Source organism: Pseudomonas cedrina subsp. cedrina (genome assembly GCF_001983175.1).
GTDB lineage: Bacteria > Pseudomonadota > Gammaproteobacteria > Pseudomonadales > Pseudomonadaceae > Aquipseudomonas > Aquipseudomonas cedrina.
Window position 1 is genome coordinate 223,767 of the sequence record NZ_MNPW01000008.1, and the last position, 24,940, is coordinate 248,706.

Genomic DNA, 24,940 nt, shown 5'->3' on the forward strand with positions numbered 1-24,940 from the left:
GATATGAACCTTGCAGAACAGCCCGGGCAGTTTGCCCAAGTGAGTGGGCTAAGCCCTGTTGAAACCCCCAGCCAGGCCCGTCCGACGCTGGTGTGCCTGTCCCATTTGCGCTGGGGGTTCGTCTACCAGCGTCCGCAGCATGTGATGTCGCGCCTGGCGAAAGACTACGACGTGATCTTCTTCGAAGAACCGGTCGTGGGCGGTGGCGAGCCTTCTTGGCTTGAGACGTCGAGCCCGTCTGCAGGCATCCAGGTGGTTGTTCCGCACTTGCCCGAGGGCCTGAGTGAGCAGGCGATGATCGAGGCGCAGCGACGGTTGCTGGATGAGCGTCTTGCCGAGGTCCTGCAAGGTGATCTCCTGCTCTGGTATTTCACGCCCATGAGCCTGACGTTTACCGACCACCTCCAGGCGCGGGTCACGGTGTTCGACTGCATGGATGAGCTGTCTGCGTTCAAGGGCGCGCCCGCACGGCTGGTGGACATGGAGCGGCTGCTCATGGACAAGGCCGACGTGGTGTTCACCGGCGGTTTCAGCCTCTGGGAGGTCAAGCAGCACCAGCACGGCAATGCGCACCCGGTGCCTAGCAGCGTCGACATTGGGCATTTTGCGCAGGCGCGAAACGCCTTGGCGGACCCTGCCGACCAGGCGCCGATCGCGCGGCCACGCCTGGGCTTTTTCGGTGTGATCGATGAGCGCTTCGACATCGAACTGGTGGACCGCGTGGCGGCGCAGCGTCCCGACTGGCAGATCGTACTGGTTGGGCCGGTGGTCAAGATCGATCCGCAGACCCTGCCGCGACGCCCCAATATTCATTATCTGGGCGGGCGGCAATACGCCGAATTGCCGGCTTACCTGAGCGGCTGGGACGTGGCCCTGATGCCGTTCGCGCTCAATGAGTCCACCCGTTTCATCAGCCCCACCAAGACCCCTGAGTACCTGGCCGGCGGCTGTCCCGTGGTCTCGACGCCGATACGCGATGTGGTCAATGGCTACGGCCAAAGCGGTGCCGTATTTATCGCCGACACCGCCGACGCGTTTGTCAGCGCCATCGAAGGCGCGCTGCGCCTCAAAGGTACGCCCGACTTCCTGAAACGCGCCGATGCGGCGCTTGAGGGGATGTCCTGGGATAACACGTGCCGCTTTATGAAGGAGCAGATCGAATGCCTCAGATAAACCTTGAAACCGCCAAGTCCGGACCGTCCTGCCAACCCGGGCGCGGGGTCTATGACTACCTGGTCGTCGGCGCCGGGTTTGCCGGCAGCGTCATCGCCGAACGGCTGGCCCAGGGGCTGGGGCGCAACGTGCTGCTGATCGACCGACGCGCGCATATCGCCGGCAACGCATACGATCACCCGGATGCGGCGGGGGTGCTGGTGCATCGTTACGGTCCGCATATCTTCCACACCAACGCGCAGCGGATCGTCGACTACTTGTCGCGCTTTACCGAGTGGCGGCCCTATGAGCACCGTGTGCTGGCGCAGGTCGATGGGCAATTGGTGCCGATCCCCATCAATCTCACCACGCTTAACAAACTGTACGGTTTGTCGATGACGTCCGAGCAAGCCGAGGTGTTCCTGGCCGAGCGCGCGGAACCGGTGGCCACGATTCGCACGTCGGAGGACGTGGTGGTCAATCAGATCGGGCGCACGCTCTACGAGAAGTTCTTCCGTGGCTACACCCGCAAGCAATGGGGCCTGGACCCTTCCGCGCTGGACAAGTCGGTGACCTCGCGCATCCCGACGCGCACCAATGAAGACGACCGCTATTTCACCGACACCTTCCAGATGATGCCCCGCGATGGCTACACGCGCATGTTCGAGCAGATGATCGATCACCCCCGGATCGACGTGCTGCTGGACACCGACTTCAAGGCCGTGCGCGATGAGGTGAAATTCAACCACGTGATCTATTGCGGCCCGATCGACGAGTACTTTGACTTCCAGTTGGGGCGCTTGCCCTACCGTTCGTTGCGGTTCGAGCACCAGACGCTCGAGCAGGAGCGCTATCAGCCGGTGGCGGTGGTCAACTTCCCGGACCCGGAGGTGCCCTACACGCGCATCACCGAGTACAAGCACCTGACCGGTCAGGTCCACCCCTGCACCAGCATTACTCGCGAGTTTCCCTGCGATGAGGGCGACCCTTATTACCCGGTGCCACGCGCCGAAAACGTCGAGCTGTACAAGCGTTACAAGGCCCTCGCGGAGCAGACGCCGAATGTGACGTTTCTCGGGCGCCTGGGTACTTACAAGTACTACAACATGGACCAGGTGGTGGGCCAGGCGCTTGCGTTGTACCGCGACATTGAGGCCGCGAGCAGTGAAGCCACCGTTGCAGCCGGGCTCGATGCGTTATGAGCACGCCGCCGGAGCAGAGCCAAAGGGAGCCCCGCGAGCGCGGTCATCACGCGCTCTTCAACAGCTTCGTGATGGCGGGCTACGAGTGCTCCAGCCAGCGCCGCCAGGATGGTCGGCGCCTGGACTTGCTGGCCGACACCGGGCACGCGCGCTGGGCACACAAGGACTACGCGCAACTGGCGGGCCTGAATGTGCGTTGCGCCCGTGACGGCCTGCGTTGGCACTTGATCGAGCGCAGCCCGGGGCGCTACGACTGGAGCAGTTTCCTGCCGATGCTCAGGGCTGCGCGCGATCACGGGGTGCAAGTGATCTGGGACCTTTGCCACTACGGGTATCCGGATGACCTGGACGTCTGGCGCCCGTCGTTTGTCGACCGGTTCGCACGTTTTGCCGGCGCGGTGGCGGGGCTGATGGCGGATGAAGGCATCAGCGTTCCGTTCTATTCGCCGGTCAACGAGATATCGTTCTGGAGCTGGGCGGGGGGCGACGTCGGTTATTTCAACCCCAATGCCCACGGGCGCGGCCAGGAGCTCAAGCACCAGTTGGTGCGCGCCAGCATCGCCGCGATCGAGGCGATTCGCGAACGCGCGCCGGCTGCGCGTTTCGTGCAGTGCGACCCGCTGATCAATGTGGTCTCCGAGTCGCAGCGTAGCGAGGACATTGAAAACGCCGAACGCTACCGGGTGGCCCAATTCGAGGCCTGGGACATGCTGATCGGGCGCCAGTGGCCCGGCCTGGGCGGGCAGGAGGATTACCTGGATATCATCGGCGCGAATTTCTACCCGCATAACCAGTGGTATTTCCACGGCGGGCGCATTGCGCTGGGTGAGTCGGATTACCGCCCGCTCGCCGGTATGCTCAAAGAGTTGCACCAACGCTACCAGCGGCCGCTGCTGATCTCCGAGACCGGAGCGGAGGACGAGGAACGTTTGCCCTGGTTGATCTATGTCGTGGACCAGGTGCTGATGGCGCTGGAACGGGGAGTGCCGGTGCAAGGCATTTGTTGGTACCCGTTTCTCGATTACCCCGGCTGGGATGATGGCCGTTATTGCCCCACCGGCGTGTTCGGCTACGCCGACGGAGAGGGCGAACGCGCGCCCTTCCACCCGTTGCACTTGCAGCTAAAAGCCCTGCCCGAGCGTATCGAGGCACGCTTGCGCGAGCTTGATGCAAGGCGGGCGCAGAGGCTGCGCACATGATCTTCCAGCGCCTGCGCGACGAGCCTTTGCCGGCGACAGCCAGCGCGTTTTTATGGCGCTACGTGAGGGTGCGCCCGCTGCATTTCAGCGCGATGTTGTCACTGGTGATCGGCGCGGCCTGCTGCGCGGTGGCGGTGCAGTACGGCATGAAGTTGCTGGTGGACGCCATGGCCGGAGAGTCGCAGGCCGACCAGGTGTGGCATGCGTTCAGTCTGTTCATTGGGTTGATCGTGTTGGAAAACGTGCTGTGGCGGTTGGGCGGTTGGGTCGGCTGTCATACCGTGGTGGGCAGTTGCGCCGACCTGCGCGTTGACCTTTTTCATCACCTGACCGGCCATCCGATGCGCTATTTCAACCGGCATTTCGCCGGCTCGCTGGCTAATCGAGTGTCGGCGGCCGGTGCCGCCGCCAACACGGTATACGGCGGCCTGGCCTGGCGCATCGTACCGCCGTGCGTGGATTTTATCGGTGCCGTCGTGGTGTTGTTCGCCGTGCGCGGCTCAATGGCATTGGCCCTGATCGCTTGTGTGGTGCTGGTGGCCGCGTTGATCACTGTGGTCGGCGTGCGTGGCAGGAACCGGCATATCGCCTTCGCCTCACAGTCGGCGCGGGTCGGGGGCGAGATTGTCGACCTGGTGTCCAATGTCTGGACGATCAAGGCGTTCTCCGGGCGCGAGCGCGAGCGCGTCAGGCTGGAGCGGGAGATCGGCGTCGAGGCGGGCGCGCATCGGCGCAGTTGGATCTACCTGGAAAAGGCACGTGTGCTCCACGATATCTGCCTGTCCATCATGGCCGGGTCAATGTTGGGCTGGGCGATCCTGCTGTGGCGCCAGGGCCAGGTTACGGCGGGCGATGTGGTCATGGTCAGCGCGTTGACGTTTCGTATCCTCCACGGCTCGCGCGAATTGGCGCTGGCGCTGGTGGAAGCCAGCCAGCAGATGGGCGTCATCACCGAAACGCTCGGCATCATCGCGCAGCCGCACGAACTCAGCGATGCGCCGGAAGAACTCGCACCGACCCGGGGCAGCATCAAATTGCTGGACGTCAGCTATGCGTACCCCGGCGGGCGCCAGGTGTTCAACCATTTATTCCTGGACATTCCTGCGGGCCAGAGCGTCGGGATTGCCGGTACCTCGGGCTCGGGAAAATCCACGCTGCTCAGCTTGCTGCAACGCCTGGACGACGTGCACAGCGGCGTGATCCTGATCGACGACCGGGACATCCGCTCGGTCAGCCAGGACAGCTTGCGCCGACAGATCGCCGTGGTGCCCCAGGAGCCTGCGCTGTTCAATCGCAGCATCCTGGAAAACATCGGCTACGGCCAACCGCGCGCGACCGAGCAACAGATTATTGAAGCGGCCCGGCGAGCCTACTGCGATGAGTTCGTGCAGGCGCTGCCCGATGGTTATCACACGCTGGTGGGGGAACGTGGCGTGACGCTTTCCGGCGGGCAACGCCAGCGCCTGGGGCTGGCGCGGGCGTTCCTGAAGAACGCGCCAATCTTGATCCTCGACGAGGCGACCTCCGCACTGGATTCCGATTCCGAGGCCATCATCCAGTGCGCGCTGATGGACCTGATGCGCGGCAGGACGGTACTTGCGGTGGCTCACCGCCTCTCGACCATCGCCAGCTTCGACCGGGTGCTGGTGCTGGAAGAGGGGAAGGTGGTTCAGGACGGCGCACCCGATGAACTGCGTCGCCGCCAGGGACGTTTCCGCACGCTCTGGCAGATGCAGACGATGGTCCAGGATCACTGATGCCTGAGCGTGCTCGGAGCGGAGTACGCCGTTGATCGGCCTGCGCCGTTTGCCGAACGAACGCGTGAGAATAGCCTCGGTTCGAACCTTACATAGCCGTTGACGCCCTTGGGGCGAACCTACTTTTCAGGACAGAAGAGGAATTGACCATGCTGGTACAGGTAGACAGTAATCATATCGAAGGCAGTGCCGATCTTCAGGCGTGGGTAGGCAGTACGGTGGTGGACGAGCTGGAGCGCTACAGCTCGGTGCTGACGCGTGTGGAAATCCACGTGGGCGACGTGAATGCGCAGAAGTCCGGTCCGCAAGACAAACGATGCCAGATCGAAGTGCGCCCCAAGGGCCACAGCTCGTTGTCCGTTACGCATCAGGCGGAAAGCCTGGAGCTGGCCGTCGCTGGCGCCGCTCGCAAAATCCACCACGCGCTGGAACATCTGATGGGACGCTTGTCGCCCAAAGTCGAATCCACCGGGCATCTGACGGCGCCCCCGGTCCAGGAAGAATCGCCGACGCAGATCGACGCGCTGCTCGAAGACGATTTCCTGGCCAGGCAAGCTGATCTGGACAAACACTGAGGAGGCTTCCCATGGTCCACGTTCAAACCTTTACCCGCGACACCCTGAACACGCTTCTGGGCCTGGCGGATCGCACCAACCTGAGTGTCTACATGCCCGCCCAGCAGACGTTCCCCGAACGCACGCAAAACCCGATTCGCTTGAAGAACCTCATCAAAGACCTCGAAGGCCTGCTGGCTGATCAGGCGCAGGCCGAGACGCTGCTTGCACCGTTTCATGACCTGGTGGCCGACACCGAATTCTGGAATAGCTGCCCGCCTTCGATCGCGATCTTTGGCGGCGCCGAGCATTTTCTGGTGGTGGGGTTGCACCGGCCGGTTCAAGAAACCGCCATCGTCAACCGCCACCCCTACCTCAGGCCGTTGCTGCGCCAGGCGCCGATGACCGAACGCTACCAGGCGCTGTGCCTGACGCGGGACAGCGTGCGGGTTTACGAGGGCGCCGCGCAGACACTGCAGCAAGTCGAATTGCCGGAGGCGGTGCCCACCTCCCAGGCCGATGCCTTGGGCGATCAACTGACCTCCCGTGACCAGCAAGGCCACCCCGACGGGTTCAGCGGCGCGGGCGAGCGCGGCGATCCGATGATGCATGAGTCGGGCGGCGGCGGTAAGCAGGACGAAGTGAACCTGGACCGCGAACGGTTCTTCCGTGCCGTCGACAAAGCGATCACCGAGCACTGTTCGCGCGTCTGCAAACTGCCGTTGGTGCTGGTGGCGCTGCCCGAGAACCAGGCCGTGTTCAGGGCGCTCAGTCACAACCCCTTCCTGCTGGCCGACGGTGTGCGTAAAGACCCCGCCACGCTCTCGCCAGCCGAGTTGGCGCAGGCCTGCACCGCGGTGATGAGCAAGCGCTATGAGGATTCGCTGAACACCGCGTTTGATCGATTTGGCGTGGCCGTAGGGCAGCGGCTTTATGCCTCGCGGCTGGTAGACATCGAGCATGCGACGCTGGAAGGCCGGGTGGCGTTGTTGCTGGTGGAGGCTGACGGCAGTGAGCCAGGCGCCCAGGTCGCCGAGGAAGACGCTGCGCTGGACGAGTTGATCCTGGCCGTTATCCGCCAGGGCGGCGAAGTGGTGGTGGTGCCTGCCGAGCGCTCAATGCCCACCGACACCCGCGCGGCGGCTGTATTGCGTTACTGAGGCGCACGGGCTTTTAACTCAGCAGGAGCGCGAGCATGGAAAAAAGCGAAAAAGCGATGGAGATTCGGGCCTGGCACCTATTGCTCGAGGACGACAGCTACCGCCTGGATCAGCCTGACGACTTTTATCGGACCCTCATCAACCGCGCCGACGAGCTGGTGCTGCGCGAGATCATCAGCCTGGAGGAGTGGCAGCGGCTCAAGGACGCCGCAGACGCGGTCTACGCAAAAACGCTGCAAAGCCTTGCAGCCCAGCAACGCGATCGACTCGACACCGTGGCCATCGACCTGTGCATCGATGCGGCGCAGTCGACGTCCCCCCCGAAATAAACCGACCGTCGTGTCTTGGAGGCAACCATGAACAACCCGACACTCAAAGGGGCACTGACTGCCCTGGCCCTGTCGCTGGGCATCTCGCACGCGTACGCCGCCGAAACCAAGCGCGTCGATGTGATGCTGGTGGGGGGCGGGATCATGAGTTCGACCCTGGCGGTGTGGCTCAGTGAATTGGAGCCGGGTTGGTCGATGGAGATGGTCGAGCGCCTGGACAAGGTCGCCGAGGAAAGCTCCAACGGCTGGAACAATGCCGGCACCGGCCACTCGGCGCTCGCCGAGCTGAACTACACCCCGGAAAAAGACGGCAAGATCGATATCACCAAGGCCGTCGAAATCAACGAAGCGTTCCAGATCACCCGGCAGTTCCTGGCCTGGCAAGTGAAAACCGGCGTGCTGCACAACCCGCGCTCGTTCATCAACTCCACGCCGCACATGAGTTTCGTGTGGGGCGACGACAACATTCGCTTCCTGAAAAAACGCTACGAGGCGTTGCAGGCCAGCCCGCTGTTCCGGCCGATGCAATATTCCGAAGACCCGGCGCAGATCAAGCAATGGGTGCCGCTGATGATGGAGGGCCGCGATCCCGCGCAAAAAATCGCCGCGACCTGGACGCCCATCGGCACTGACGTCAACTTCGGCGAGATCACCCGGCAGTTCGTCAGCCACCTGCAAACCCGCCAGAACTTCGCCCTCAGGCTGTCGACGGAAGTGCGCGACATTACGCGCAACGACGATGGCTCCTGGCACGTCGAATACAAAAACCTCAAGGACGGCACCACCGGCGCCACCGATGCGAAATTCCTGTTCATCGGGGCGGGCGGCGCGGCGTTGCCGTTGCTGCAGAAATCCGGCATCGAGGAAGCCAAGGACTACGCCGGCTTCCCGGTGGGCGGTTCTTTCCTGGTGACCGACAACGCCGCAGTGGCCGAGCAGCACATGGCCAAGGCCTACGGCATTGCCTCCACGGGCGCGCCGCCGATGTCGGTGCCGCACCTGGACACCCGTGTACTCGATGGCAAACGCATGATTCTGTTTGGCCCGTTTGCGACGTTTTCCACCAAGTTCCTCAAGGAGGGCTCGTACTTCGATCTGGCCGCCAGCATGACCTTGCACAACGTCTGGCCGATGATGCGCGTCGGCGTGCGCGAGTTCGATCTGGTGCAGTACCTGGCCGGCCAATTGATGCAATCGGACGACGATCGTTTCGATGCGCTGAAAGCGTATTTCCCCAACGCCAAAAAGGAAGACTGGCGTTTGTGGCAAGCCGGGCAGCGCGTGCAGATCATCAAGAAGGATGAAGACCAGGGCGGCGTGCTCAAGCTGGGTACCGAAGTGGTGGCGTCCAAGGACGGCAGCATCGCCGGCTTGCTGGGGGCTTCCCCAGGAGCGTCGACCGCAGCGCCCATCATGCTCGACCTGATGCAGAGGGTGTTCAAGGACAAACTGGCGAGCGCGCCCTGGCAGGACAAGCTGCGCCAAATCGTACCCAGCTACGGCACGCACTTGAATGATAATCCCGACAAAGTCATGGAAGAATGGCGCTACACCAGCGAGTTGCTGCAACTGACGCCACCGCCGGAGATCGACCGCCAACCCGGCGCCAAACCCCCCATCGACCCGATCAAGCAGCCACACGTGGACACCGACCCGGATCTGAAACCATGACCCAAGGCCTGCGCGTGCATCATCTCAATTGTGGCTGCATGTGCCCGTTGGGCGGCGCCCTGTTCGATGGCTACAGCCGCGGCCTCACCGCCTCGGTGGTGTGTCATTGCCTGCTGATCGAGACCGCCACCAATGGCCTGATCCTGGTAGACACCGGTTTCGGCCAGCAGGACGTCGACCATCCCGAACGCCTCAGCCGGTTTTTCCGGACATTCAATAACATCCAGCTCGAGCACCGTTTCACCGCCCTCGAACAACTGCGCCTGATGGGCTTCCACCCCAATGACGTCCGCCACATCCTGCTCACGCACCTGGATTTCGACCACGCCGGTGGCCTGCAAGACTTCCCGAATGCCCGTGTCCACGTGATGCACCAGGAACTCAACCACGCCACCCTGGCGCACGGCTGGATCGAACGGCGCCGCTTCCTGCCCGCGCAATGGCGCGACGTCGCGGGCTGGCAACTGTACGCCCCGCACGGCGACACCTGGTTCGGCTTCGACTCGGTGCGCGCCTTGGTCGGCGCCCAGGAAGAAGACATCCTGCTGGTGCCCCTGCGCGGCCACACCGCCGGCCACGCAGGCATCGCCATCCGCACCGCCGAGGGCTGGAAACTGCATGCCGGCGATGCCTACTTTCATCATGACGAGGTGCATCTACCCAAACGCCGCTGCCCACCTGGGATGCGCTTCTACCAGACCATGATGGACACGGATCGCCAGGCACGGCTGCATAACCAGCAGAGGTTGCGCCAATTGGCGGCTGATGGTGGCGCGGCGGTGGATATATTTTGTAGCCATGATGCGCGTGAGCTGGAACGAGCGCGGGTTGCTGGCGGTGGGAAATGAGGTGAGGGCAAATTCCAGGCAAAGAAAAGCCCGCGATGGGGAAAAGCGGGCTTGAAAGGGATGTTCACAAGGAGCTGGGGTAAACATAGATGCTCGAGTGTGAAAGGGATGTGAAAGCGTGAGTTCAGTATGAAGTTGCGATTGCCAGGGCGAGTTGCTGGCCAGTCGTCAGTGGCGCCGGCCTGTGCGCGGTTCGCTTGCTGCTGAGATTACGTCGGGAGCGGTTGCGCGTCGGCGGTGGGTGCCAGCGTGACCAGCACACGCTCGATGAGTAATCCGCCCAGCACGGCTAGTTGCTGGCTACCCAAGAGTTTTTGACGGTTTACGCCGTCGAGTTCGAAGGCCAGGTCGGTGATGATTGCGTCCAGCGAGGAAAGGGTTTCGCTGGCCTGGATCAGCAGGGTTTCAGAGTCGACGTTGTCATTGACCGTGAAGAGGGTTGCGGGAGGATTGGGCGTGATTTTTTTCATGATGAAGCTCCTACACTGTTAAAGGAGCGGCCGCCCCCTGCTGTCAAACAGGATTGGGTGGCAGCTGTACGCGGGTTGACAGACCGGAAGTGTAGGAACCCGGCGCACCCGAAGATGCCCCACGCACAGCCGCCATGAACGAGGCGGAACACGCAAAGCATGCCGCTAAATCAGGGGGTGTGAAAGGTTACACTTTTCGGCCTGTCAAAGCCGGTCGCTGATGAGCAGCGACTGGGGAAAGGTAGCGTTGTGAAGGTGGGGGCGCTAGTTCATGGAAGGCGCGATAGGTTGAAGGAAAACTCCGAGGGCCCGTCGGGCGGGCTTTTTAAGCGGTGGGGGGGCGGAAGCTGCGACAGATGGGGGACGATGCGTGCCGGGAGGCGCTGAAAATATGCCGTTAAAAAAAGGGACAAAAAAAGGGACAGATTTATTTTTCTGAAATAAGTCTGTCCCTTCTACGCAGTATGACGTCGCGATTGCTTGGGCGAGTTCAAGGTCGGTCATCCGCGGCGGTGGCCTGTGCGCGGCTCGCTTGCTACTGAGATTACGTCGGGAACGGTTGCGCATCGGTGGTGGGTACCAACGTGGCCAGCACACGCTCGACGAGTAATCCGCCCAGCACGACGAGTTGCTGGCTACCCAAGAGTTTTTGGCGGTTTAAGCCGTCAAGTTCAAAGGCCAGGTCGGTGATGATTGCGTCCAGGGAGGCAAGGGTTTCGCTGGCCTGGATCAGCAGGGTTTCGGGATCGAGGTTTTCATTGACGGTGAAGAGAGACGTTGGAGGATTGGGCGTGATTTTTTTCATGGCTGAAACTCCTTGATTGGTGGAGTCGCCAGACATCGCTGCTAAACGAAAAGGGTGGCGACCGTACGCGGGTTAGCAGACCAGGAATCAAGGAACCCAGCGCACCCGAAAGTGCCCCACGCACAGCCGCCATAATGCGAACCAGCGAATGCTGAAAGCATCGCTTGTACGAAGGGTGGCTTTGCAGGCCTTGATATTAACCGAGCTGCTAAACCCGGTCGCTGATTTTGCAGCGACGGAGGAAGGTTATGCGCATAGGTGGAAGCGTGCCAGTTCATCAACAGCGCTACACCTTGCAGGAAAATTCTGAGGCTCCATGCTGTGACGATTCTGGTTTCGCGTTAAATTCGGATCCAAACCTCCGTTTGCGGACTCCGTGATCCAACTGATCATGTGTTTGCATTCAATCTGAACAACGCGCTTTGTAATCATTGTTGGCAGTGAAGTCGCCTATGGCTAGCTTTCAGCACTGGCAAAGCCGCTCAAAAGTGGGCCATGGGGCGGCGACAGCCACAACCTAACCCGCACGCTCCGGATGGGTGTACTCAGGTGTTAGACTTGCGTTTTTTGCCTGTACTCCAAGGAGTTATTGCGTGAACACGGAAAATCATTCCCAGACGGCCGCGTTTCTTTGGTCCATTGCCGATCTGCTGCGCGGTGATTTCAAGCAATCGCAATATGGCCGCATCATTCTGCCGTTCACTCTGTTACGGCGCATGGAGTGTGTTCTGGCGCCAACCAAGGATGCTGTGGTTCGCGAGTTCTATGCTCAAGAGGGCCGCCCGGAAACCGTACGGGATATGTATATGCTGCGGGCAGCAGGTGGCCAGCAGTTCTTCAACGCATCTCCACTGACCCTCGCCACGCTGTCCGCCACACAGACAGCCGATGACCTGATGCGCTACGTACAAGCGTTCAGCAAGGACGCTCGCGAGATCTTCGAGCACTTCCATTTCGAAGATTTCGTACAGCAGTTGGAAACCGCCAACCTGCTGTATCAGGTGGTGCAGCGCTTCGCCGCCACGGATCTGAGCCCTGAGTTCATCAGCAACTTCGGCATGGGCATTATCTTCGAAGAGCTGATCCGCAAGTTTGCGGAAAGCTCCAACGAAACCGCCGGGGAGCACTTCACCCCGCGCGACATCGTGCACCTCACCACCTCGCTGGTGATCACCGATCAGGACCACAAACTCGCGCCCAACAGCATCGTCACCATTTATGACCCGACCGCGGGCACCGGTGGCTTTCTGTCCGAGGGTGATGAGTACATTCAGTCCATCAGTGAAAAGGTGAGCGTGTCGCTGCACGGCCAGGAGCTCAACCCCGAGTCCTACGCCATCTGCAAGGCGGACATGCTGATCAAGGGCCAGGACGTAGCCAGCATCAAGCTTGGCAATACCCTGTCAAACGACCAACTCGCCGGCAAACATTTCGACTTCATGCTCAGCAACCCGCCGTTCGGCGTGGAGTGGAAGAAGGTACAAAAACAGATCACCGACGAGCACAGCCACAAGGGCTTCGACGGCCGCTTCGGCCCGGGTCTGCCGCGTGTGTCGGATGGTTCGCTGCTGTTCCTCCTGCATTTGGTCAGCAAGATGCGTGACCCACGTGACGGTGGCTCGCGCATCGGCATTATTCTCAACGGCTCGCCGCTGTTCACTGGTGGCGCGGGTTCGGGTGAGTCGGAGATTCGCCGCTACCTCCTGCAGAACGACCTGGTCGAAGCCATCGTCGCGCTGCCGACGGACATGTTCTACAACACCGGCATCGCCACCTATGTGTGGATACTCAGCAACCACAAGGCTGCTGCGCGCCAGGGCAAGGTGCAGTTGATCGACGGCAGCCAGCACTACGCCAAAATGCGCAAATCGCTGGGCAGCAAGCGCCTGTACATCACCGAAGATCAAATCAGCGAGCTGGTACGCCTGTATGGCAGCTACGAGCAAACCGCGCAGAGCAAAATCTTCCCCATCGACGCTTTCGGCTACCGCCGTATCACCGTCGAACGCCCGCTGCGCCTGAACTTCCAAGCCAGCGCCGAACGCATCGCTAAAGTGCTGGAAGAAAAAGCCCTGCAGAAGCTTGACGGCGCCGCTCAGCAGCAACTCATGGCTGCCCTGCAAGCGATGGACGCAAGCCAGTTGCACCGCAACCGCGAGCAGTTCAGCAAGCTGCTGAAAAAGGCCCTCACTGCGCACAGCGTCAGCCTAAGCACGCCGGAACTCAAAGCCCTGATGAGCGCCCTGAGCGAGCGCGACCCCGAGGCGGACATCTGCATGACCAAGGGCCAACCGGAAGCGGACGCCGGCCTGCGCGATAACGAGAACGTGCCGCTGGGCGAGTCGGTGTACGACTACTTTCAGCGCGACGTCATCCCCCATGTGCCGGATGCCTGGATCGACGAGAGCAAAACCGATGCGCTGGACGGCGAGGTCGGCATTGTTGGTTTCGAGATTCCGTTTAACCGCCACTTTTATGTATTCCAGCCACCGCGCCCGCTGGCCGAGATCGACCGCGATCTAAAAGCCTGCACCGATCGCATCAAGCAGATGATTGAGGGGCTGTCGGCATGAGCTTCCCTGCCTATCCGGGGTACAAGCACTCCGGCGTTGAACTGCTTGGTGAGCTTCCTGAACACTGGACGTTAAAGCGGTTCAAGAATGTTTTTGAGGAAAGAGCTGAGCGAAGCGCAGATGGATTAGAAGAGCTTTTGTCGGTTTCCGCATATTTCGGGATAAAACCAAGATCTGAATCGCGCGATGAAGGTGATCATCTATCCCGCGCGGAGTCTCTTGAGGGGTACAAAGTGTGTCATCCCGGTGATCTCGTTATTAACATCATGCTTGCGTGGAATCGAGGGCTTGGCTTTTCTTGGCAGAGCGGAATCGTTAGCCCTGCGTACTGTGTTTTCCATGTCACAGACGGGTCTTCCCCTAAGTTTCTTGATTACTTGGTTCGCTCAGATGAGTGCATCAGGTATTTCAAAACTCACTCCGCCGGCATTATGGACTCTCGTTTAAGGCTTTACCCTGAGTCTTTTGGCCGCCTCTTCACTGCAATTCCACCTACCTGCGAACAAACCCAAATCGCTCGTTTCCTCGACCACGAAACCGCGCGTATCGACGCGCTGATCGAAGAGCAGCAGCGTCTGATCGAACTGCTCAAGGAAAAACGGCAGGCCGTGATCTCCCACACCCTCACCAAAGGCCTCGACCCCACCGCGCCGATGAAAGACTCCGGCGTGGAGTGGCTGGGTGAGGTGCCGGCACATTGGGATGTTTCTCGCCTCAAATACCACAGCACTAGGATCGGTGATGGTTTGCACTCCACCCCAGAGTATGATGATGCGGGTGATTATTTTTTTATCAATGGGAATAATCTTGTGGGAGGGGCAATTACCATCTCCCCAACCACTCGGAAAGTTAATCGCCAAGAGTTTTTAAAACATCGAGTTTTGCTTGATTCGAGCACAATCCTTATCTCTATTAACGGCACCATAGGAAACCTTGCGCTCTACAGTGGCGAGCCGGTGATCTTAGGAAAAAGTGCAGCCTATATAAATTGTACTGAGTCACTTTCACCAAGATTTTGTCTATATCTTTTTTCCTCGGAGCAGATTAAGCGCTTCTTTGAAAGCCAGCTTACCGGGACGACTATTTATAATCTTTCGCTGCGAACAATTGCGGAAGTTCCAACGCCTTTACCGTCTATAGATGAACAAAATTCAATAATCGAATTCTTGAATAGAAATGTCGATGGATTTGACGAGCTAATCGACAATGCTATGAAGCTTGCACAACTTCTCCAAGAGCGCCGCTCCGCCCTAATCTCCGCCGCCGTCACCGGCAAAATTGACGTACGAGGCTGGCAGCCACCGGCCAGCGTGCCATCCCCCGAATTAGTAGAAGAGGCCGTGTAATGGCGGACAGCAAGGAAGCTCAGTTTCAACAAGACATCATCGACGCCCTGGCCGCCCAAGGCTGGTTGGTCGGCACCGCCAGCGGCTACGACCGGCGCACGGCGTTGTATACCGAAGATGTGCTGGGGTACTTCAAAGACGCATGGCCGGAGCGTTGGGAAAGGTTCGCCAAGGCCAACCCGAACAACCCGGATGATGTGCTGGTGCAAAAGCTGGTGCGCGAGCTAGAGCAGAGCGGTACCCTCGATGTGCTGCGCCATGGCTTCAAACTGCCGGCGGTAAAGGTGGAGCTGTGCAGCTTCCAGCCCGATCACGGCATGAACCCGGATACCCTCAAGCGCTACCAATGCAACCGTTTGCGCGTGGTGCCGGAGGTGTCTTATTCACCGCATGCGCGTGATTCTGGCAAGGACGGGCAAAGCTACGACCCGCGTCTGGATCTGGTGCTGTTCGTCAACGGTATCCCCACCGCCACGCTTGAGCTGAAAAGCGAGTTCAAACAGTCGGTGGAAAACGCCAAGCGCCAGTACCGCAATGACCGCCCGGTAAAAGACCCGCTAACGCGTAAACCCGAGCCACTGCTGACCTTCAAGCGCGGCGCGCTAGTGCACTTTGCCGTCGGCCAGAACGAGGTGGCGATGACAACCAAGCTGGCGGGTAAAGACACCTTCTTCCTGCCGTTTAACCTTGGCAGCGCGGAAGGCGGCGCGGGCAACCCGATGCCTGAGGACGACAGCAAATACGCCACCAACTACCTGTGGCAACGCCTGTTGCAGCCCGATGCGTGGCTCAAAGTGCTGGGGCGCTTTCTGCATTTGGACAAGAAAACCAGTGAAGGCTTCGACGGCACGCTGGTGACCAAGGAGACGATGATCTTCCCGCGTTACCACCAATGGGAAGTGGTCAATAAGCTGATCGATACCACCCGCACCGAAGGGCCGGGCAAACGTTATTTAGTCCAGCACAGCGCTGGCTCGGGCAAGTCCAACTCCATCGCCTGGACCGCGCATCAACTGGCCTCGCTGTACGACGATGCCGGTCAGCGCCTGTTCAATTCGGTGATCGTGGTCACCGACCGCACGGTGCTGGACAGCCAACTGCAAAACACCATCTACCAGTTCGAACACGCTCAGGGCGTGGTCAAACCGATCAGCCGGGATGTCGGCAACCAAAGCAAGTCCGAGCAACTGGCTGAGGCGCTGGCTGAACAGACGCGCATCATCATCGTCACCATCCAGACCTTCCCGGCGCTGTTCGATGCGCTGGACAAGTACCCCAAGCTTGCCAGCGGGCGCTATGCCGTGATCGCCGACGAGGCACACTCCTCGCAAACTGGCTCATCGGCCAGCAAGTTGAAACAGATTCTCGGCAGCGATGCTCTGGAGGCGGAAGAAGTCAGCGCCGAAGAGCTACTGGATGCTGCCGTACAGGCGCGCCAACCCAATGAGCGCATCAGCTACTACGCCTTTACCGCCACCCCAAAAGCTAAAACCCTGGAGCTGTTCGGTCGTCCGGCCGACTCCACGCTGCCAGCGAGCACCAGCAATAAGCCTGAGGCGTTTCACCTGTATTCCATGCGTCAGGCCATCGAGGAGGGTTTTATCCTCGACGTGCTACGCAACTACACCACCTACAGCACCGCATGGAAGATCGCCCACCCGGATGGCGAAGACGATGAGGTGGACAGTAAAAAAGCACGCATCAAGCTGGCACGCTGGGTGCGGCTGCACCCGTACAACATCAGCCAGAAGGTTGAGGTAATCGTCGAGCATTTCCGCGCCAATATTCGTGGTCTGCTCAATGGTCAGGCCAAGGCCATGGTAGTGACCAGCAGTCGTCAAGAAGCTGTTCGTTATCAGTTGGCATTAAAAGCTTATGTGCAGCAGATGGGTTACAGCGATGTGCATCCTCTGGTGGCGTTTTCCGGCAGCGTATTACCGGACGAGGAAATCCCCGAAGAGGTGACGGAAAATAGCAGCCTGCTCAACGCGGGCCTGAATGGCCGCGATCTAGCGGACGCTTTCGACACCCAAGACTTCAACGTGATGATCGCGGCCAACAAGTATCAAACCGGTTTTGATCAGCCCAAGCTTTGCGCCATGTACGTGGACAAGAAACTGCAAGGTGTGGACTGCGTGCAGACCTTGTCGCGGTTGAACCGCACCTTTGGTGACAACAAGCAAACCTTTATCCTCGACTTCTTTAACGAGCCGCAGGATATTCTCGACGCCTTCTTACCGTACTACACCAAGGCCGAGCTGACCGACGTGACAGACCCGCAGATCATCTATGACCTGCAGAAGAAGCTTGATGCCGAGGGTATTTATCACTGGCAAGAGGTCGAAGCGTTTGCCTTGGCCTTCTTTGACCCCAAGGCGCAAGCCAGCAAACTTAGTTATTACTGCGCGCCGGCCAAAGAGCGTTTTGCCAAGCGCTATGCCTTCTCGCTGGAGTCTCGTCAGCAGGCGCTTGATCACAAACGAAACGCCGAAGCCAATGGGGATAGCGCCGGCTTGAAAAAAGCCGAGCACGCATTGAAAGAAGCTGGCGAGCAGGTAGATCAGCTCGACCTGTTCCGCAAGAACCTGCAGAGCTTTGTGCGCTTGTACGAGTTTTTGTCGCAGATTGTGCCTTACGAGGATCGTGAACTAGAGCAGTTGTGCGTGTACGCCAAGCATCTGCACCCGCTGCTGCGCGTAGATCGCCTGCTAGAAGACGACGTGGATGTGGGTGAGCTTCAACTGAGCCACTACCGCCTGAGCAAGCGAGCTGAACACGTGCTGCGTCTGAACGAGGAAACGGGCAAATACACCGTCAAACCCGGCAGTGACGTGGGCAGCGGTAAGCCGCATGATCCGGAGAAGAAGCGCTTATCCGAAATCATTGAGGCGCTGAACGATATCTTTGGTGCCGAGGTAAGCGACGACGACCAACTGCAGTTCCTTACCGGCATCGCCCAGCGCATCAGCCGTCAGGAGGATGTGATGGCCCAGGTGAACAACCATTCGGTTGATCAAGTGATGCACGGCCTGTTTCCCAAGCGCGTCCTCGACACCGTGCTGGACGCCATGACCGACCACGAGAAGCTGTCACTGGAAGTATTGGATAACGAAACGAAGAGCCGTGCGTTTGCGCTGGTGATTTTGAAGATGCTCAAGACTGCGGCTGCCTTCGATGACCCCCGCGTCAGCGGCGCTTAAAACAGGCGGTAAGATTGAGGAGTAATAGTGGCAATTCCGGACTTTCAAAGTGTGATGCGCCCAGTGCTGAGCACCGTGCAGAACGGTGCGCCGCTGCCGCTGAGTGAATTGCGCGAGCGGGTGGCCGATCAGTTTCAATTGACCGAGAACGAACGCAAGGAGCGCCTACCCTCAGGCCAGCAGACGGTGATCAACAACCGAGTAGGTTGGGCTCGCACCTATTTGAATAAGGCTGGGTTGCTGTGTATTCCGGCCAAGGGCATGGTGCAAATTACTCCGCGTGGCCTTGATGCTTTGACCAATGGTCCACAGCGCATCACTGTGAGCTGGTTGAAGCAGTTTCCCGAGTTTGCGGACTTCCATACGACCAAACCGCAATCAGTTGACGCTCCCTCCCTACTAAACGTGGGTATTTCCGAAACCACGCCAGACGAACAGTTAGCCGAGGCGCATCAAGCTCTGATGCAGTCCCTGGCGGATGAGCTGCTGACGCAAGTCCGGATAGCCACCCCCAGCTTCTTTGAACAGTTGGTAGTCGATCTCATGATCGCCATGGGTTACGGCGGCTCGCGTAAAGAGGCTGGTAAGGCGACCCAAGCGACCAATGATGACGGTATCGACGGCATCATCAAAGAAGACAAGCTCGGCCTCGACGTCATCTATCTGCAGGCCAAGCGTTGGACCAACACAGTGCATCGTCCGGAGATCGACAAGTTTATCGGCGCACTGACTCGCCAACGTGCGCGTAAGGGCGTGTTCATCACCACGTCAGAGTTCTCCGAGGGTGCCCGCACTGCTGCGCTTGGGTTGGATATCAAAGTGGTATTGATCGACGGTGTTGAGCTGGCGCGACTGATGGTAGAGAACAACCTGGGTGTGAGCGTTAAGCAGGTGTACGAGGTGAAGCAAGTCGACAGTGATTACTTCGCAGGCGAGTGACTTGCAACGTGGCTAGCAGGACTAGTCAAGTTCAGGTCGGTGAAGCACGGGCGGTCTATGGCAAAAAATTGTCGTCGACTTAGTCTGAAAGACTCCGAGCCGAGTTTGGTAAATGAGGGTAATTTGCGGCACCCGCGGGCTTTCTACCCGGCCTTACCAATTTGGAACGGATTGCGTACCGAATTGAGCTAGACCTATTACCGCACCTTGCTCAAGGTTGGCAGCGCCGCCGGTGGTATATGACTGAGGCCGCCACGCAAAACTGGAGTACTCGTTTGCTGGATCGACAGATCGGCATGCTCTACTACGAGCGTCTGTTGGTGACCCAGGATCGAGCCGCTGTCGGACAGGAAGCCGCCAGCAACCTGAACGCCAACCGATAAAGAACGCAGGAGAGTTAGACCTGTAGATGGCAATATGATAGCTTGGCTCTGTCTAGTTTAGTGAGCTGTGTGGCGTTTTTGTGGGGCTGACCACCACCAGAATCCTTTAAATAAAGATCACCAGATTCAGGACTATTACAAAATGCAGACAAGGATTTTAGTCGCATTATTGATCTACTTAGGATCTTACCTTCCCCTGAGCATGATCTTACTCGTCCAAGATTTTACAATGGGTTCTACTGCTCAAAGTCTGTGCTCAGACTGGAAAAATTTCGCCAGTCAATGTGAGCTGCCGTTAAAACATCCCTTATTAGCACTTGGCTTTTTTACCCTCTGTCTCATTTCGCTCTCAATATCATTAGGAACAATTTGGCTCGCCACACCAAAGCGAAAAATCATTGTGGAGGAGTGCAAGCATGTTCCAGCAGATCTAATGAACTACGTTTTGCCTTATGTGGTTTCATTTATGAGTTTGGATTATCAAGAGACGGGTAAATTTCTGGGGTTTTTTATATTTCTGGCTTGGATATTTTGGCTGACTTACAAGTCGGGGCAGGTGATTTTAAATCCTGCGCTGGTTGCGTTTGGTTGGGGGCATTACGAAATAAAGTATCGATATGAAGGCGATTCTATATCCAATACAGAAGGTTGTTTGGCTAAGTTTCAACCGTTAACTGGTGATGCTCTTCGTTATAGTAGTATTGATAAAGTCAAAATTCTAAAACAACGAGACTAACATGATGGCCGATCTTTTAGCATTGAAAGCGTTTGATGTCCTCAATTCAACTGTTACTCTGTGGGTTTTCAAGAGATCTACTCGCGCGGGTAAAATAGTTTATACAGGGCGCTGGGTTGAGACTTCTGAACTTTTGGACGCTAAAATAAAAGAAAATGTCAATGCTGCAATCCAAAGTGTCGAAGAAATTCGAGAATACTCGCTGCTCGCCGAAAATAACGAAACTAGTGTCTTGTCGATTCCAGCAGATGAAACACATGCAGGACAATTGATACAAGAGTGCGTGGCTCGCGATGAAAAGAAGGTGAAAAAACTTAAAGATATACAGAATGCCCATTTTTATGCAGTAAGGCTTACTCTTGATGATCAAAATTCTCTCTATGCAGTAAAGTCGACCGATGACTCTTGGAAGTTAAAGAAGCTGGCTGGCGCATATCGGGCGGTATTCAAAGACAATGCTCTGGACATCGATGATACGCCAACTTTTAATATTTCTAAGAGTATAGATTTTTTCATTTTTGATGGCGATGTAATTGCTAAGCAAAAAAATAAGACGGAGTCAATATTAAGCTATAAAGAGGCTCATAAAGAAGATTTTGGGTTGTTAAAGCTGGAACCGAAATTTTCATCATTATTTTCCAGTATGGATGAGATTGATGCCTATGTGGGAAACAATAAGATTCAGTTAAGAAGAGCCTCCGCAATTAAGCAAAAGGCCCACTACAATAATGACGTTTATATACAAAATATTCGTAATAATGCTGTGGAAATGCAGCTGCTAATTGATTTTGATTTGAATGGGAAGATAGTGCCAAGCGCCGAAAGTTGTAAGTATATTTTTTTGGCTCTTCTCAATCATCGGTTGTTTTCCCGTTTCTCTGGAGAGTATTACGACGTACAAAATATTGAAAATATTTAATACTCTATCGGTAGCTATTAGAGCTGTGGCCTTGTCTCCGTCACCATCCTTGGTTGCAGAGTCGCTGAGATGACCGCGTGAGTGTTTTGCGTTATCCAGATTCTCTTATCTTGGATCGTTCTCTACCGCGGGATGAAGATGGCTTAGGTGAATAGGACCACAAGCGAATCGTTGGTACTGAATTAACTTCCGTCGGCGTGCATCATCTATTTGGCGAAGCATGTTCGGTCGTTCCCGATCCATGTAGGCGGTTGGGAATAGCGCCGGATCGTAGGGGATGGCATCCAGCACGTCGATTCCATATTCGACATAAACACGCTTGCCGAGCGGTGTCAGGGCTAAGGCCTTGATCCGGCGGATATGCTCTGATATGACTCGGTACCCATCATTTACCAGCAGATCGCGCAGATAATGGTTCGACGCGCGAAGTGCAATTTTCACCCGCACGGATTCCCGATGTGGCCGATCCTGCCAGTAAGCGAATAAATTGAATAAACGAGACTTCAGACATGTGATCGGGTCGATGACGGCGACCTGCACACCTTCGATATCCAGGACGGATAAATACTTGAAAATCTCTTTTTTGGGCGCGCCCCCGACGCTGTCCATTTCCAGGATATCGACGATGACCTCTTTACCGTCAACCCAGTCAATGTACGCGGCGGCAATGTTTATAGTGTTGTCGTCCATTTTCGCCTTGCGAAAAGGGACTCCCATCACGCGGGCGCAATAATCAATAGAGTTGGGCTTACCGATGAAGTCCAAATCATCGCTAGTGACGAATCCGACCTCCTCGCCTGTCATTTCGTCGATTAGGTATTGCCGGGCCCAAAGCGTAAGCGATTGCCCGCCGACGATCACAAGGCCGTAATCGGTGACAGCTGATTGAATTGAGGGACGGTAGACGCGCTGAATTAGATCGAGCAGGAAAGCGAAGAGCTCTGAACGTTCAAGCAGGGTGAACGGAGCATCTTCGCTTACCGCTTCGGGCATCAGTTGCTTAGCGCAGAGAATCGTTGTGGGCGAGCGATTGAAGCAGAGTTACCACGAAGGGCGGCTTTGGCACGGGCAGCAGCCATTTCAAGCATCTGAGGGTCAGCTGCATAGACAGCATCAACCTGGCGGTCACGTGAGCTGCTTTTAAGGCTCATCATTTCCGCAAAGCTAAGGTCTTTTGAATGCTGGTGGCCGCTGATCATGGCAAAAGTACCCATAAGGGTGAAAATAGACTTGGATCTGAGGTTAGCACACTCAGTCGGCGCAATTACAGGCAAAGAATTGTAATGGCAAGGGATTAACCGACGAAATGCATCGTCACGCTGCCGTCGTCTAGGTGCACAGGGCCTGCTCCACCGGCCCTGTGCACCTGGGCGGCTCTTAGCAGCAAAAATAGCACGATCTTCATCGAGATAATCATCTGTCAAGTGAAATGTCAATGTGGACCATTCACCTACACAAACCGATGGCGCCGAAAGCCTTGATTCCATTAGATTCCAGACACAAAAAAAGACGTCCAAGGACGTCTTTTTTCGTTGAAGTGGTGGAGCCGGGGGGATTTGAACCCGCATCCAGTCCTTCTATAGCAAGGCTTTCAGCGCTCAAGCTGCCATTTTGCTGTCATTAGTCTTTTGATAGGGCCTACCCGTGCCTTGGAAACCTATCCGCGCAGGAAGCCTGAATTAATTCGTTACATTTTTGTTAAATAAAAAATGAACTATTTCGATCTTATGTACTAGCGTCAGGATTGCTATCCCTTATGCATGCTCTTACAAATGGAGTGCGATCATGGTTAAGATTTTTAAGGTCTTGGCTGTAGGGCTGATCGGAGGTGTCTCCGGTTGCTCGCTATTTACACCTCCACAAGAGCAACCTGTTATCGAGGAAAAACTCAACTCTAGCTTTCTATGGAAGGCCAAAGTAGGCACTCTCTCACTTACCCCAGACCGCCGCGTAGTATTGGTTAATTTTGATAGTGGAAGATTCTGTGCTGAGGCGCCAACCGAAGTAGGAAGCGATCTGTCTAGAGCTTTCAAAGCTGTTGCTGAAGCTGACATTCCAGCTGAGGTTAAAGCGAACGTAGGTATGGCAGCGGCGATCTCAAGCAGTAACTCTGTTCTAAATCATCGTACGCAGGGAATGCAGTTGTTTCTGGCCAACTCCTATTTTGTCTGTCAGATGTATATGAATGAGGCAATCACAGCGCGAGAACTTCTGGCGTATCAAAAACAGGTTTTTGACGCTGCAGCTATCATAATAAAAGAGGAGATTCCTTATCTGTATAAGCAGGCGGCCACAGAGGCAATAAGCACCCCCCAAAAAAATACGGTAGATGTTTTGAAAACATTGAAGGAAATAGATGCTTTAAAGCCGAGTACGAATTAACTCAGGGCAATGTCTTTGAGCAATCCGCAGTCGTCATGAATGCCGACTCTGCTTTACTGCCTGCTGTGCTATCTGCGGCAGGCATCCATCGTCCGTAAATCCTCGCAATCATGGTCCAGTCGGTGTGCCCCATCTGCTTTGCAACCCACATCGGATGCTCACCGGCGGATAGCATCATCGAGGCGTAGGTATGCCGGGTCTGATAAGGGCGTCGATATCTGACGCCAGCCTTCTTCATCGCCGGCACCCACATTGTCTTCCGGATCGGCCCGTCGCCGGCCCAGCGCTCCAAAGTGCGAGGGTTCTGAAACACTTCTCCGTCCGCCAGGAACGTGTGTGCCTTTTGCGCTTTCAACGCATCCAGTGCAGGCCGGAGCAGCTTCACGCTTCGACGCCCCGCGGCGGTCTTTGTGGTCTCCGCCTTCCCCTTGCCTGCCTGGGTCATCGCGCGGCTGACCATCACCTCTTCGCGCAGCCAGTCGATATCGCCCCAGTCCAGCGCCACGAGCTCGCTGGTGCGAAGGCCGGTCCAGAGGGCGAACTGCATCATGTTGCGGGCCTGGCCGGAGAGGGCGCCCAGAACTGCCTGCTGCTCCTCGGGGCTGAACGGGTCAACGTCATCCTCTTTCGGCGGCGCCGCCTTGCGCGAGTAGGTCCAGCCAGCCAGCGGGTTCAATTCTATCAACTCCTCCTCGGCGGCATCGTTCAGCGCGGAGCGCAGGCAGCTCTGGATATTGCTGAGCGTCTTGTTGCTCACTTCCTGGGTGTCAAGCCAATCGCGCACTGCCTTCCGCTTCAGATCGACCAGCATCGTGTCGCCCATGGCTGGAATTAATCGAAGCGTGACCAATTTCCTGTATCCGTCGAAGGTGCTGCTCGCAACGTGCTTTTCCTTGGCGGCAAGCCACCTGGTGAGAAAGCCATTCACCGTTTCGCGGCACGACTCGGGCGCGAACTTCGCAGCCCTGGGTGAGCCCGGAAAAGTGACCGAGTACTCGAATGTACCGATCGATATTGCGTGTTCGATCGCAGCCTTGTGTTGCTCGGCCTTCTTCAGGTTAGTGGCGGTGGGCTTGAGCGTGATCCGCTCGCGGCACCTGACGCCCCGATACATGAACGTGATTTCGATACTCGAATCGGAGACTGCCCGAACTCCCCTCCCGCCTCTACCCATGACTCATATCCCTCTACATCGAGAAGCGTCCGGCCATCCGGCGCCTTGATCCATATCTCACCGAGCCGCCAGATCCCGTCACGGATCTTTGAGCGGATCGCGTCTTCTGTATAGCCAGACTCGCTGGCAAATTTCCTGACG

The 24,940-nt window shown here is 57.3% G+C and carries 21 protein-coding genes; 17 read left to right on the top strand and 4 right to left on the bottom strand.

The features are described from left to right. The first annotated feature begins 3 nt into the window (after positions 1–3). The 9 genes from BLL36_RS18335 to BLL36_RS18375 all read left to right on the top strand — a co-directional run bounded on the left by BLL36_RS18335 (position 4) and on the right by BLL36_RS18375 (position 9,872). Positions 4–1,173 carry a glycosyltransferase family 1 protein gene (locus BLL36_RS18335; protein WP_083735298.1) on the top strand — a complete coding sequence of 390 codons (1,170 nt, stop codon included), beginning with the start codon at positions 4–6 and terminating at the stop codon, positions 1,171–1,173. Continuing rightward, entirely contained in the window at positions 1,161–2,354 is a 1,194-nt protein-coding gene (gene glf, locus BLL36_RS18340; RefSeq protein ID WP_090220079.1) for a UDP-galactopyranose mutase, read from the top strand. The genes BLL36_RS18335 and glf overlap by 13 nt, the downstream gene beginning before the upstream one ends. Continuing rightward, positions 2,351–3,553: a glycoside hydrolase family 1 protein gene (locus tag BLL36_RS18345; protein WP_076952753.1), complete on the top strand. Its 1,203-nt coding sequence runs from the start codon at positions 2,351–2,353 to the stop codon at positions 3,551–3,553. The genes glf and BLL36_RS18345 overlap by 4 nt, the downstream gene beginning before the upstream one ends. Then, positions 3,550–5,310 carry an ABC transporter ATP-binding protein gene (locus tag BLL36_RS18350; protein ID WP_076952754.1) on the top strand — a complete coding sequence of 587 codons (1,761 nt, stop codon included), beginning with the start codon at positions 3,550–3,552 and terminating at the stop codon, positions 5,308–5,310. Before BLL36_RS18345 ends, BLL36_RS18350 begins: the two co-directional genes overlap by 4 nt. Positions 5,311–5,459: 149 nt before the next feature. After that, positions 5,460–5,885, top strand: coding sequence for an HPF/RaiA family ribosome-associated protein (locus tag BLL36_RS18355; protein WP_076952755.1), 426 nt, complete (start codon positions 5,460–5,462; stop codon positions 5,883–5,885). An 11-nt stretch (positions 5,886–5,896) separates the two neighbouring features. Then, on the top strand, positions 5,897–7,024 hold the full coding sequence (locus BLL36_RS18360) for a baeRF3 domain-containing protein (protein ID WP_076952756.1): 1,128 nt from the start codon (positions 5,897–5,899) through the stop codon (positions 7,022–7,024). Between the two features lie 35 nt (positions 7,025–7,059). Then, positions 7,060–7,353 (top strand): hypothetical protein, encoded by a 294-nt coding sequence (locus BLL36_RS18365; RefSeq protein ID WP_003235859.1) that lies wholly within the window; start codon positions 7,060–7,062, stop codon positions 7,351–7,353. A 27-nt stretch (positions 7,354–7,380) separates the two neighbouring features. Then, complete coding sequence (gene mqo, locus BLL36_RS18370; RefSeq protein WP_076952757.1) at positions 7,381–9,024, top strand: malate dehydrogenase (quinone); 1,644 nt, start codon at positions 7,381–7,383, stop codon at positions 9,022–9,024. A gap of 8 nt (positions 9,025–9,032) precedes the next feature. Next, complete coding sequence (locus BLL36_RS18375; protein WP_076952881.1) at positions 9,033–9,872, top strand: MBL fold metallo-hydrolase; 840 nt, start codon at positions 9,033–9,035, stop codon at positions 9,870–9,872. A 209-nt stretch (positions 9,873–10,081) separates the two neighbouring features. Here BLL36_RS18375 and BLL36_RS18380 read toward each other — a convergent pair whose 3' ends face one another. Together BLL36_RS18380 and BLL36_RS18385 are read right to left on the bottom strand one after the other, a co-directional pair. Continuing rightward, the gene (locus BLL36_RS18380; RefSeq protein ID WP_076952758.1) at positions 10,082–10,342 is read right to left on the bottom strand and encodes a DUF6124 family protein; all 261 of its coding nucleotides are present in this window, start codon (positions 10,340–10,342) and stop codon (positions 10,082–10,084) included. 544 nt (positions 10,343–10,886) lie between these two features. Beyond that, entirely contained in the window at positions 10,887–11,147 is a 261-nt protein-coding gene (locus BLL36_RS18385) for a DUF6124 family protein (RefSeq protein WP_076952759.1), read from the bottom strand. 593 nt (positions 11,148–11,740) lie between these two features. Here BLL36_RS18385 and BLL36_RS18390 point away from each other — a divergent pair. The 7 genes from BLL36_RS18390 to BLL36_RS18420 all read left to right on the top strand — a co-directional run bounded on the left by BLL36_RS18390 (position 11,741) and on the right by BLL36_RS18420 (position 21,243). Further along, complete coding sequence (locus BLL36_RS18390) at positions 11,741–13,720, top strand: type I restriction-modification system subunit M (RefSeq protein WP_076952760.1); 1,980 nt, start codon at positions 11,741–11,743, stop codon at positions 13,718–13,720. Next, the gene (locus BLL36_RS18395; RefSeq protein WP_076952761.1) at positions 13,717–15,066 is read left to right on the top strand and encodes a restriction endonuclease subunit S; all 1,350 of its coding nucleotides are present in this window, start codon (positions 13,717–13,719) and stop codon (positions 15,064–15,066) included. Before BLL36_RS18390 ends, BLL36_RS18395 begins: the two co-directional genes overlap by 4 nt. Further along, entirely contained in the window at positions 15,066–18,266 is a 3,201-nt protein-coding gene (locus BLL36_RS18400; RefSeq protein WP_076952762.1) for a type I restriction endonuclease subunit R, read from the top strand. Before BLL36_RS18395 ends, BLL36_RS18400 begins: the two co-directional genes overlap by 1 nt. A 27-nt stretch (positions 18,267–18,293) precedes the next feature. Continuing rightward, positions 18,294–19,205 carry a restriction endonuclease gene (locus BLL36_RS18405; protein ID WP_083735299.1) on the top strand — a complete coding sequence of 304 codons (912 nt, stop codon included), beginning with the start codon at positions 18,294–18,296 and terminating at the stop codon, positions 19,203–19,205. A gap of 239 nt (positions 19,206–19,444) precedes the next feature. Next, on the top strand, positions 19,445–19,588 hold the full coding sequence (locus BLL36_RS31710; RefSeq protein WP_394329496.1) for a hypothetical protein: 144 nt from the start codon (positions 19,445–19,447) through the stop codon (positions 19,586–19,588). Positions 19,589–19,817: 229 nt separating this feature from the next. Continuing rightward, on the top strand, positions 19,818–20,324 hold the full coding sequence (locus BLL36_RS18415; protein WP_130925957.1) for a hypothetical protein: 507 nt from the start codon (positions 19,818–19,820) through the stop codon (positions 20,322–20,324). Position 20,325: 1 nt separating this feature from the next. Then, entirely contained in the window at positions 20,326–21,243 is a 918-nt protein-coding gene (locus BLL36_RS18420) for a Kiwa anti-phage protein KwaB-like domain-containing protein (RefSeq protein WP_083735300.1), read from the top strand. Between the two features lie 105 nt (positions 21,244–21,348). Here BLL36_RS18420 and BLL36_RS18425 read toward each other — a convergent pair whose 3' ends face one another. After that, the gene (locus tag BLL36_RS18425) at positions 21,349–22,236 is read right to left on the bottom strand and encodes a hypothetical protein (RefSeq protein ID WP_076952765.1); all 888 of its coding nucleotides are present in this window, start codon (positions 22,234–22,236) and stop codon (positions 21,349–21,351) included. A gap of 792 nt (positions 22,237–23,028) precedes the next feature. Here BLL36_RS18425 and BLL36_RS18430 point away from each other — a divergent pair. Beyond that, positions 23,029–23,625: a hypothetical protein gene (locus tag BLL36_RS18430; protein ID WP_076952766.1), complete on the top strand. Its 597-nt coding sequence runs from the start codon at positions 23,029–23,031 to the stop codon at positions 23,623–23,625. 1 nt (position 23,626) lies between these two features. Here BLL36_RS18430 and BLL36_RS18435 read toward each other — a convergent pair whose 3' ends face one another. Further along, positions 23,627–24,799: an Arm DNA-binding domain-containing protein gene (locus tag BLL36_RS18435; RefSeq protein ID WP_076952767.1), complete on the bottom strand. Its 1,173-nt coding sequence runs from the start codon at positions 24,797–24,799 to the stop codon at positions 23,627–23,629. Positions 24,800–24,940 lie beyond the last annotated feature (141 nt).

What these genes read in the sequence shown, in the direction of transcription:
- BLL36_RS18335 (WP_083735298.1), top strand. Translation starts at nt 4, where the DNA reads ATGAACCTTGCAGAACAGCCCGGGCAGTTTGCCCAAGTGAGTGGGCTA.
- glf (WP_090220079.1), top strand. Translation starts at nt 1,161, where the DNA reads ATGCCTCAGATAAACCTTGAAACCGCCAAGTCCGGACCGTCCTGCCAA.
- BLL36_RS18345 (WP_076952753.1), top strand. Translation starts at nt 2,351, where the DNA reads ATGAGCACGCCGCCGGAGCAGAGCCAAAGGGAGCCCCGCGAGCGCGGT.
- BLL36_RS18350 (WP_076952754.1), top strand. Translation starts at nt 3,550, where the DNA reads ATGATCTTCCAGCGCCTGCGCGACGAGCCTTTGCCGGCGACAGCCAGC.
- BLL36_RS18355 (WP_076952755.1), top strand. Translation starts at nt 5,460, where the DNA reads ATGCTGGTACAGGTAGACAGTAATCATATCGAAGGCAGTGCCGATCTT.
- BLL36_RS18360 (WP_076952756.1), top strand. Translation starts at nt 5,897, where the DNA reads ATGGTCCACGTTCAAACCTTTACCCGCGACACCCTGAACACGCTTCTG.
- BLL36_RS18365 (WP_003235859.1), top strand. Translation starts at nt 7,060, where the DNA reads ATGGAAAAAAGCGAAAAAGCGATGGAGATTCGGGCCTGGCACCTATTG.
- mqo (WP_076952757.1), top strand. Translation starts at nt 7,381, where the DNA reads ATGAACAACCCGACACTCAAAGGGGCACTGACTGCCCTGGCCCTGTCG.
- BLL36_RS18380 (WP_076952758.1), bottom strand. Translation starts at nt 10,342, where the DNA reads ATGAAAAAAATCACGCCCAATCCTCCCGCAACCCTCTTCACGGTCAAT.
- BLL36_RS18385 (WP_076952759.1), bottom strand. Translation starts at nt 11,147, where the DNA reads ATGAAAAAAATCACGCCCAATCCTCCAACGTCTCTCTTCACCGTCAAT.
- BLL36_RS18395 (WP_076952761.1), top strand. Translation starts at nt 13,717, where the DNA reads ATGAGCTTCCCTGCCTATCCGGGGTACAAGCACTCCGGCGTTGAACTG.
- BLL36_RS18400 (WP_076952762.1), top strand. Translation starts at nt 15,066, where the DNA reads ATGGCGGACAGCAAGGAAGCTCAGTTTCAACAAGACATCATCGACGCC.
- BLL36_RS31710 (WP_394329496.1), top strand. Translation starts at nt 19,445, where the DNA reads ATGACTGAGGCCGCCACGCAAAACTGGAGTACTCGTTTGCTGGATCGA.
- BLL36_RS18415 (WP_130925957.1), top strand. Translation starts at nt 19,818, where the DNA reads ATGGGTTCTACTGCTCAAAGTCTGTGCTCAGACTGGAAAAATTTCGCC.
- BLL36_RS18420 (WP_083735300.1), top strand. Translation starts at nt 20,326, where the DNA reads ATGATGGCCGATCTTTTAGCATTGAAAGCGTTTGATGTCCTCAATTCA.
- BLL36_RS18425 (WP_076952765.1), bottom strand. Translation starts at nt 22,236, where the DNA reads ATGCCCGAAGCGGTAAGCGAAGATGCTCCGTTCACCCTGCTTGAACGT.
- BLL36_RS18430 (WP_076952766.1), top strand. Translation starts at nt 23,029, where the DNA reads ATGGTTAAGATTTTTAAGGTCTTGGCTGTAGGGCTGATCGGAGGTGTC.
- BLL36_RS18435 (WP_076952767.1), bottom strand. Translation starts at nt 24,799, where the DNA reads ATGGGTAGAGGCGGGAGGGGAGTTCGGGCAGTCTCCGATTCGAGTATC.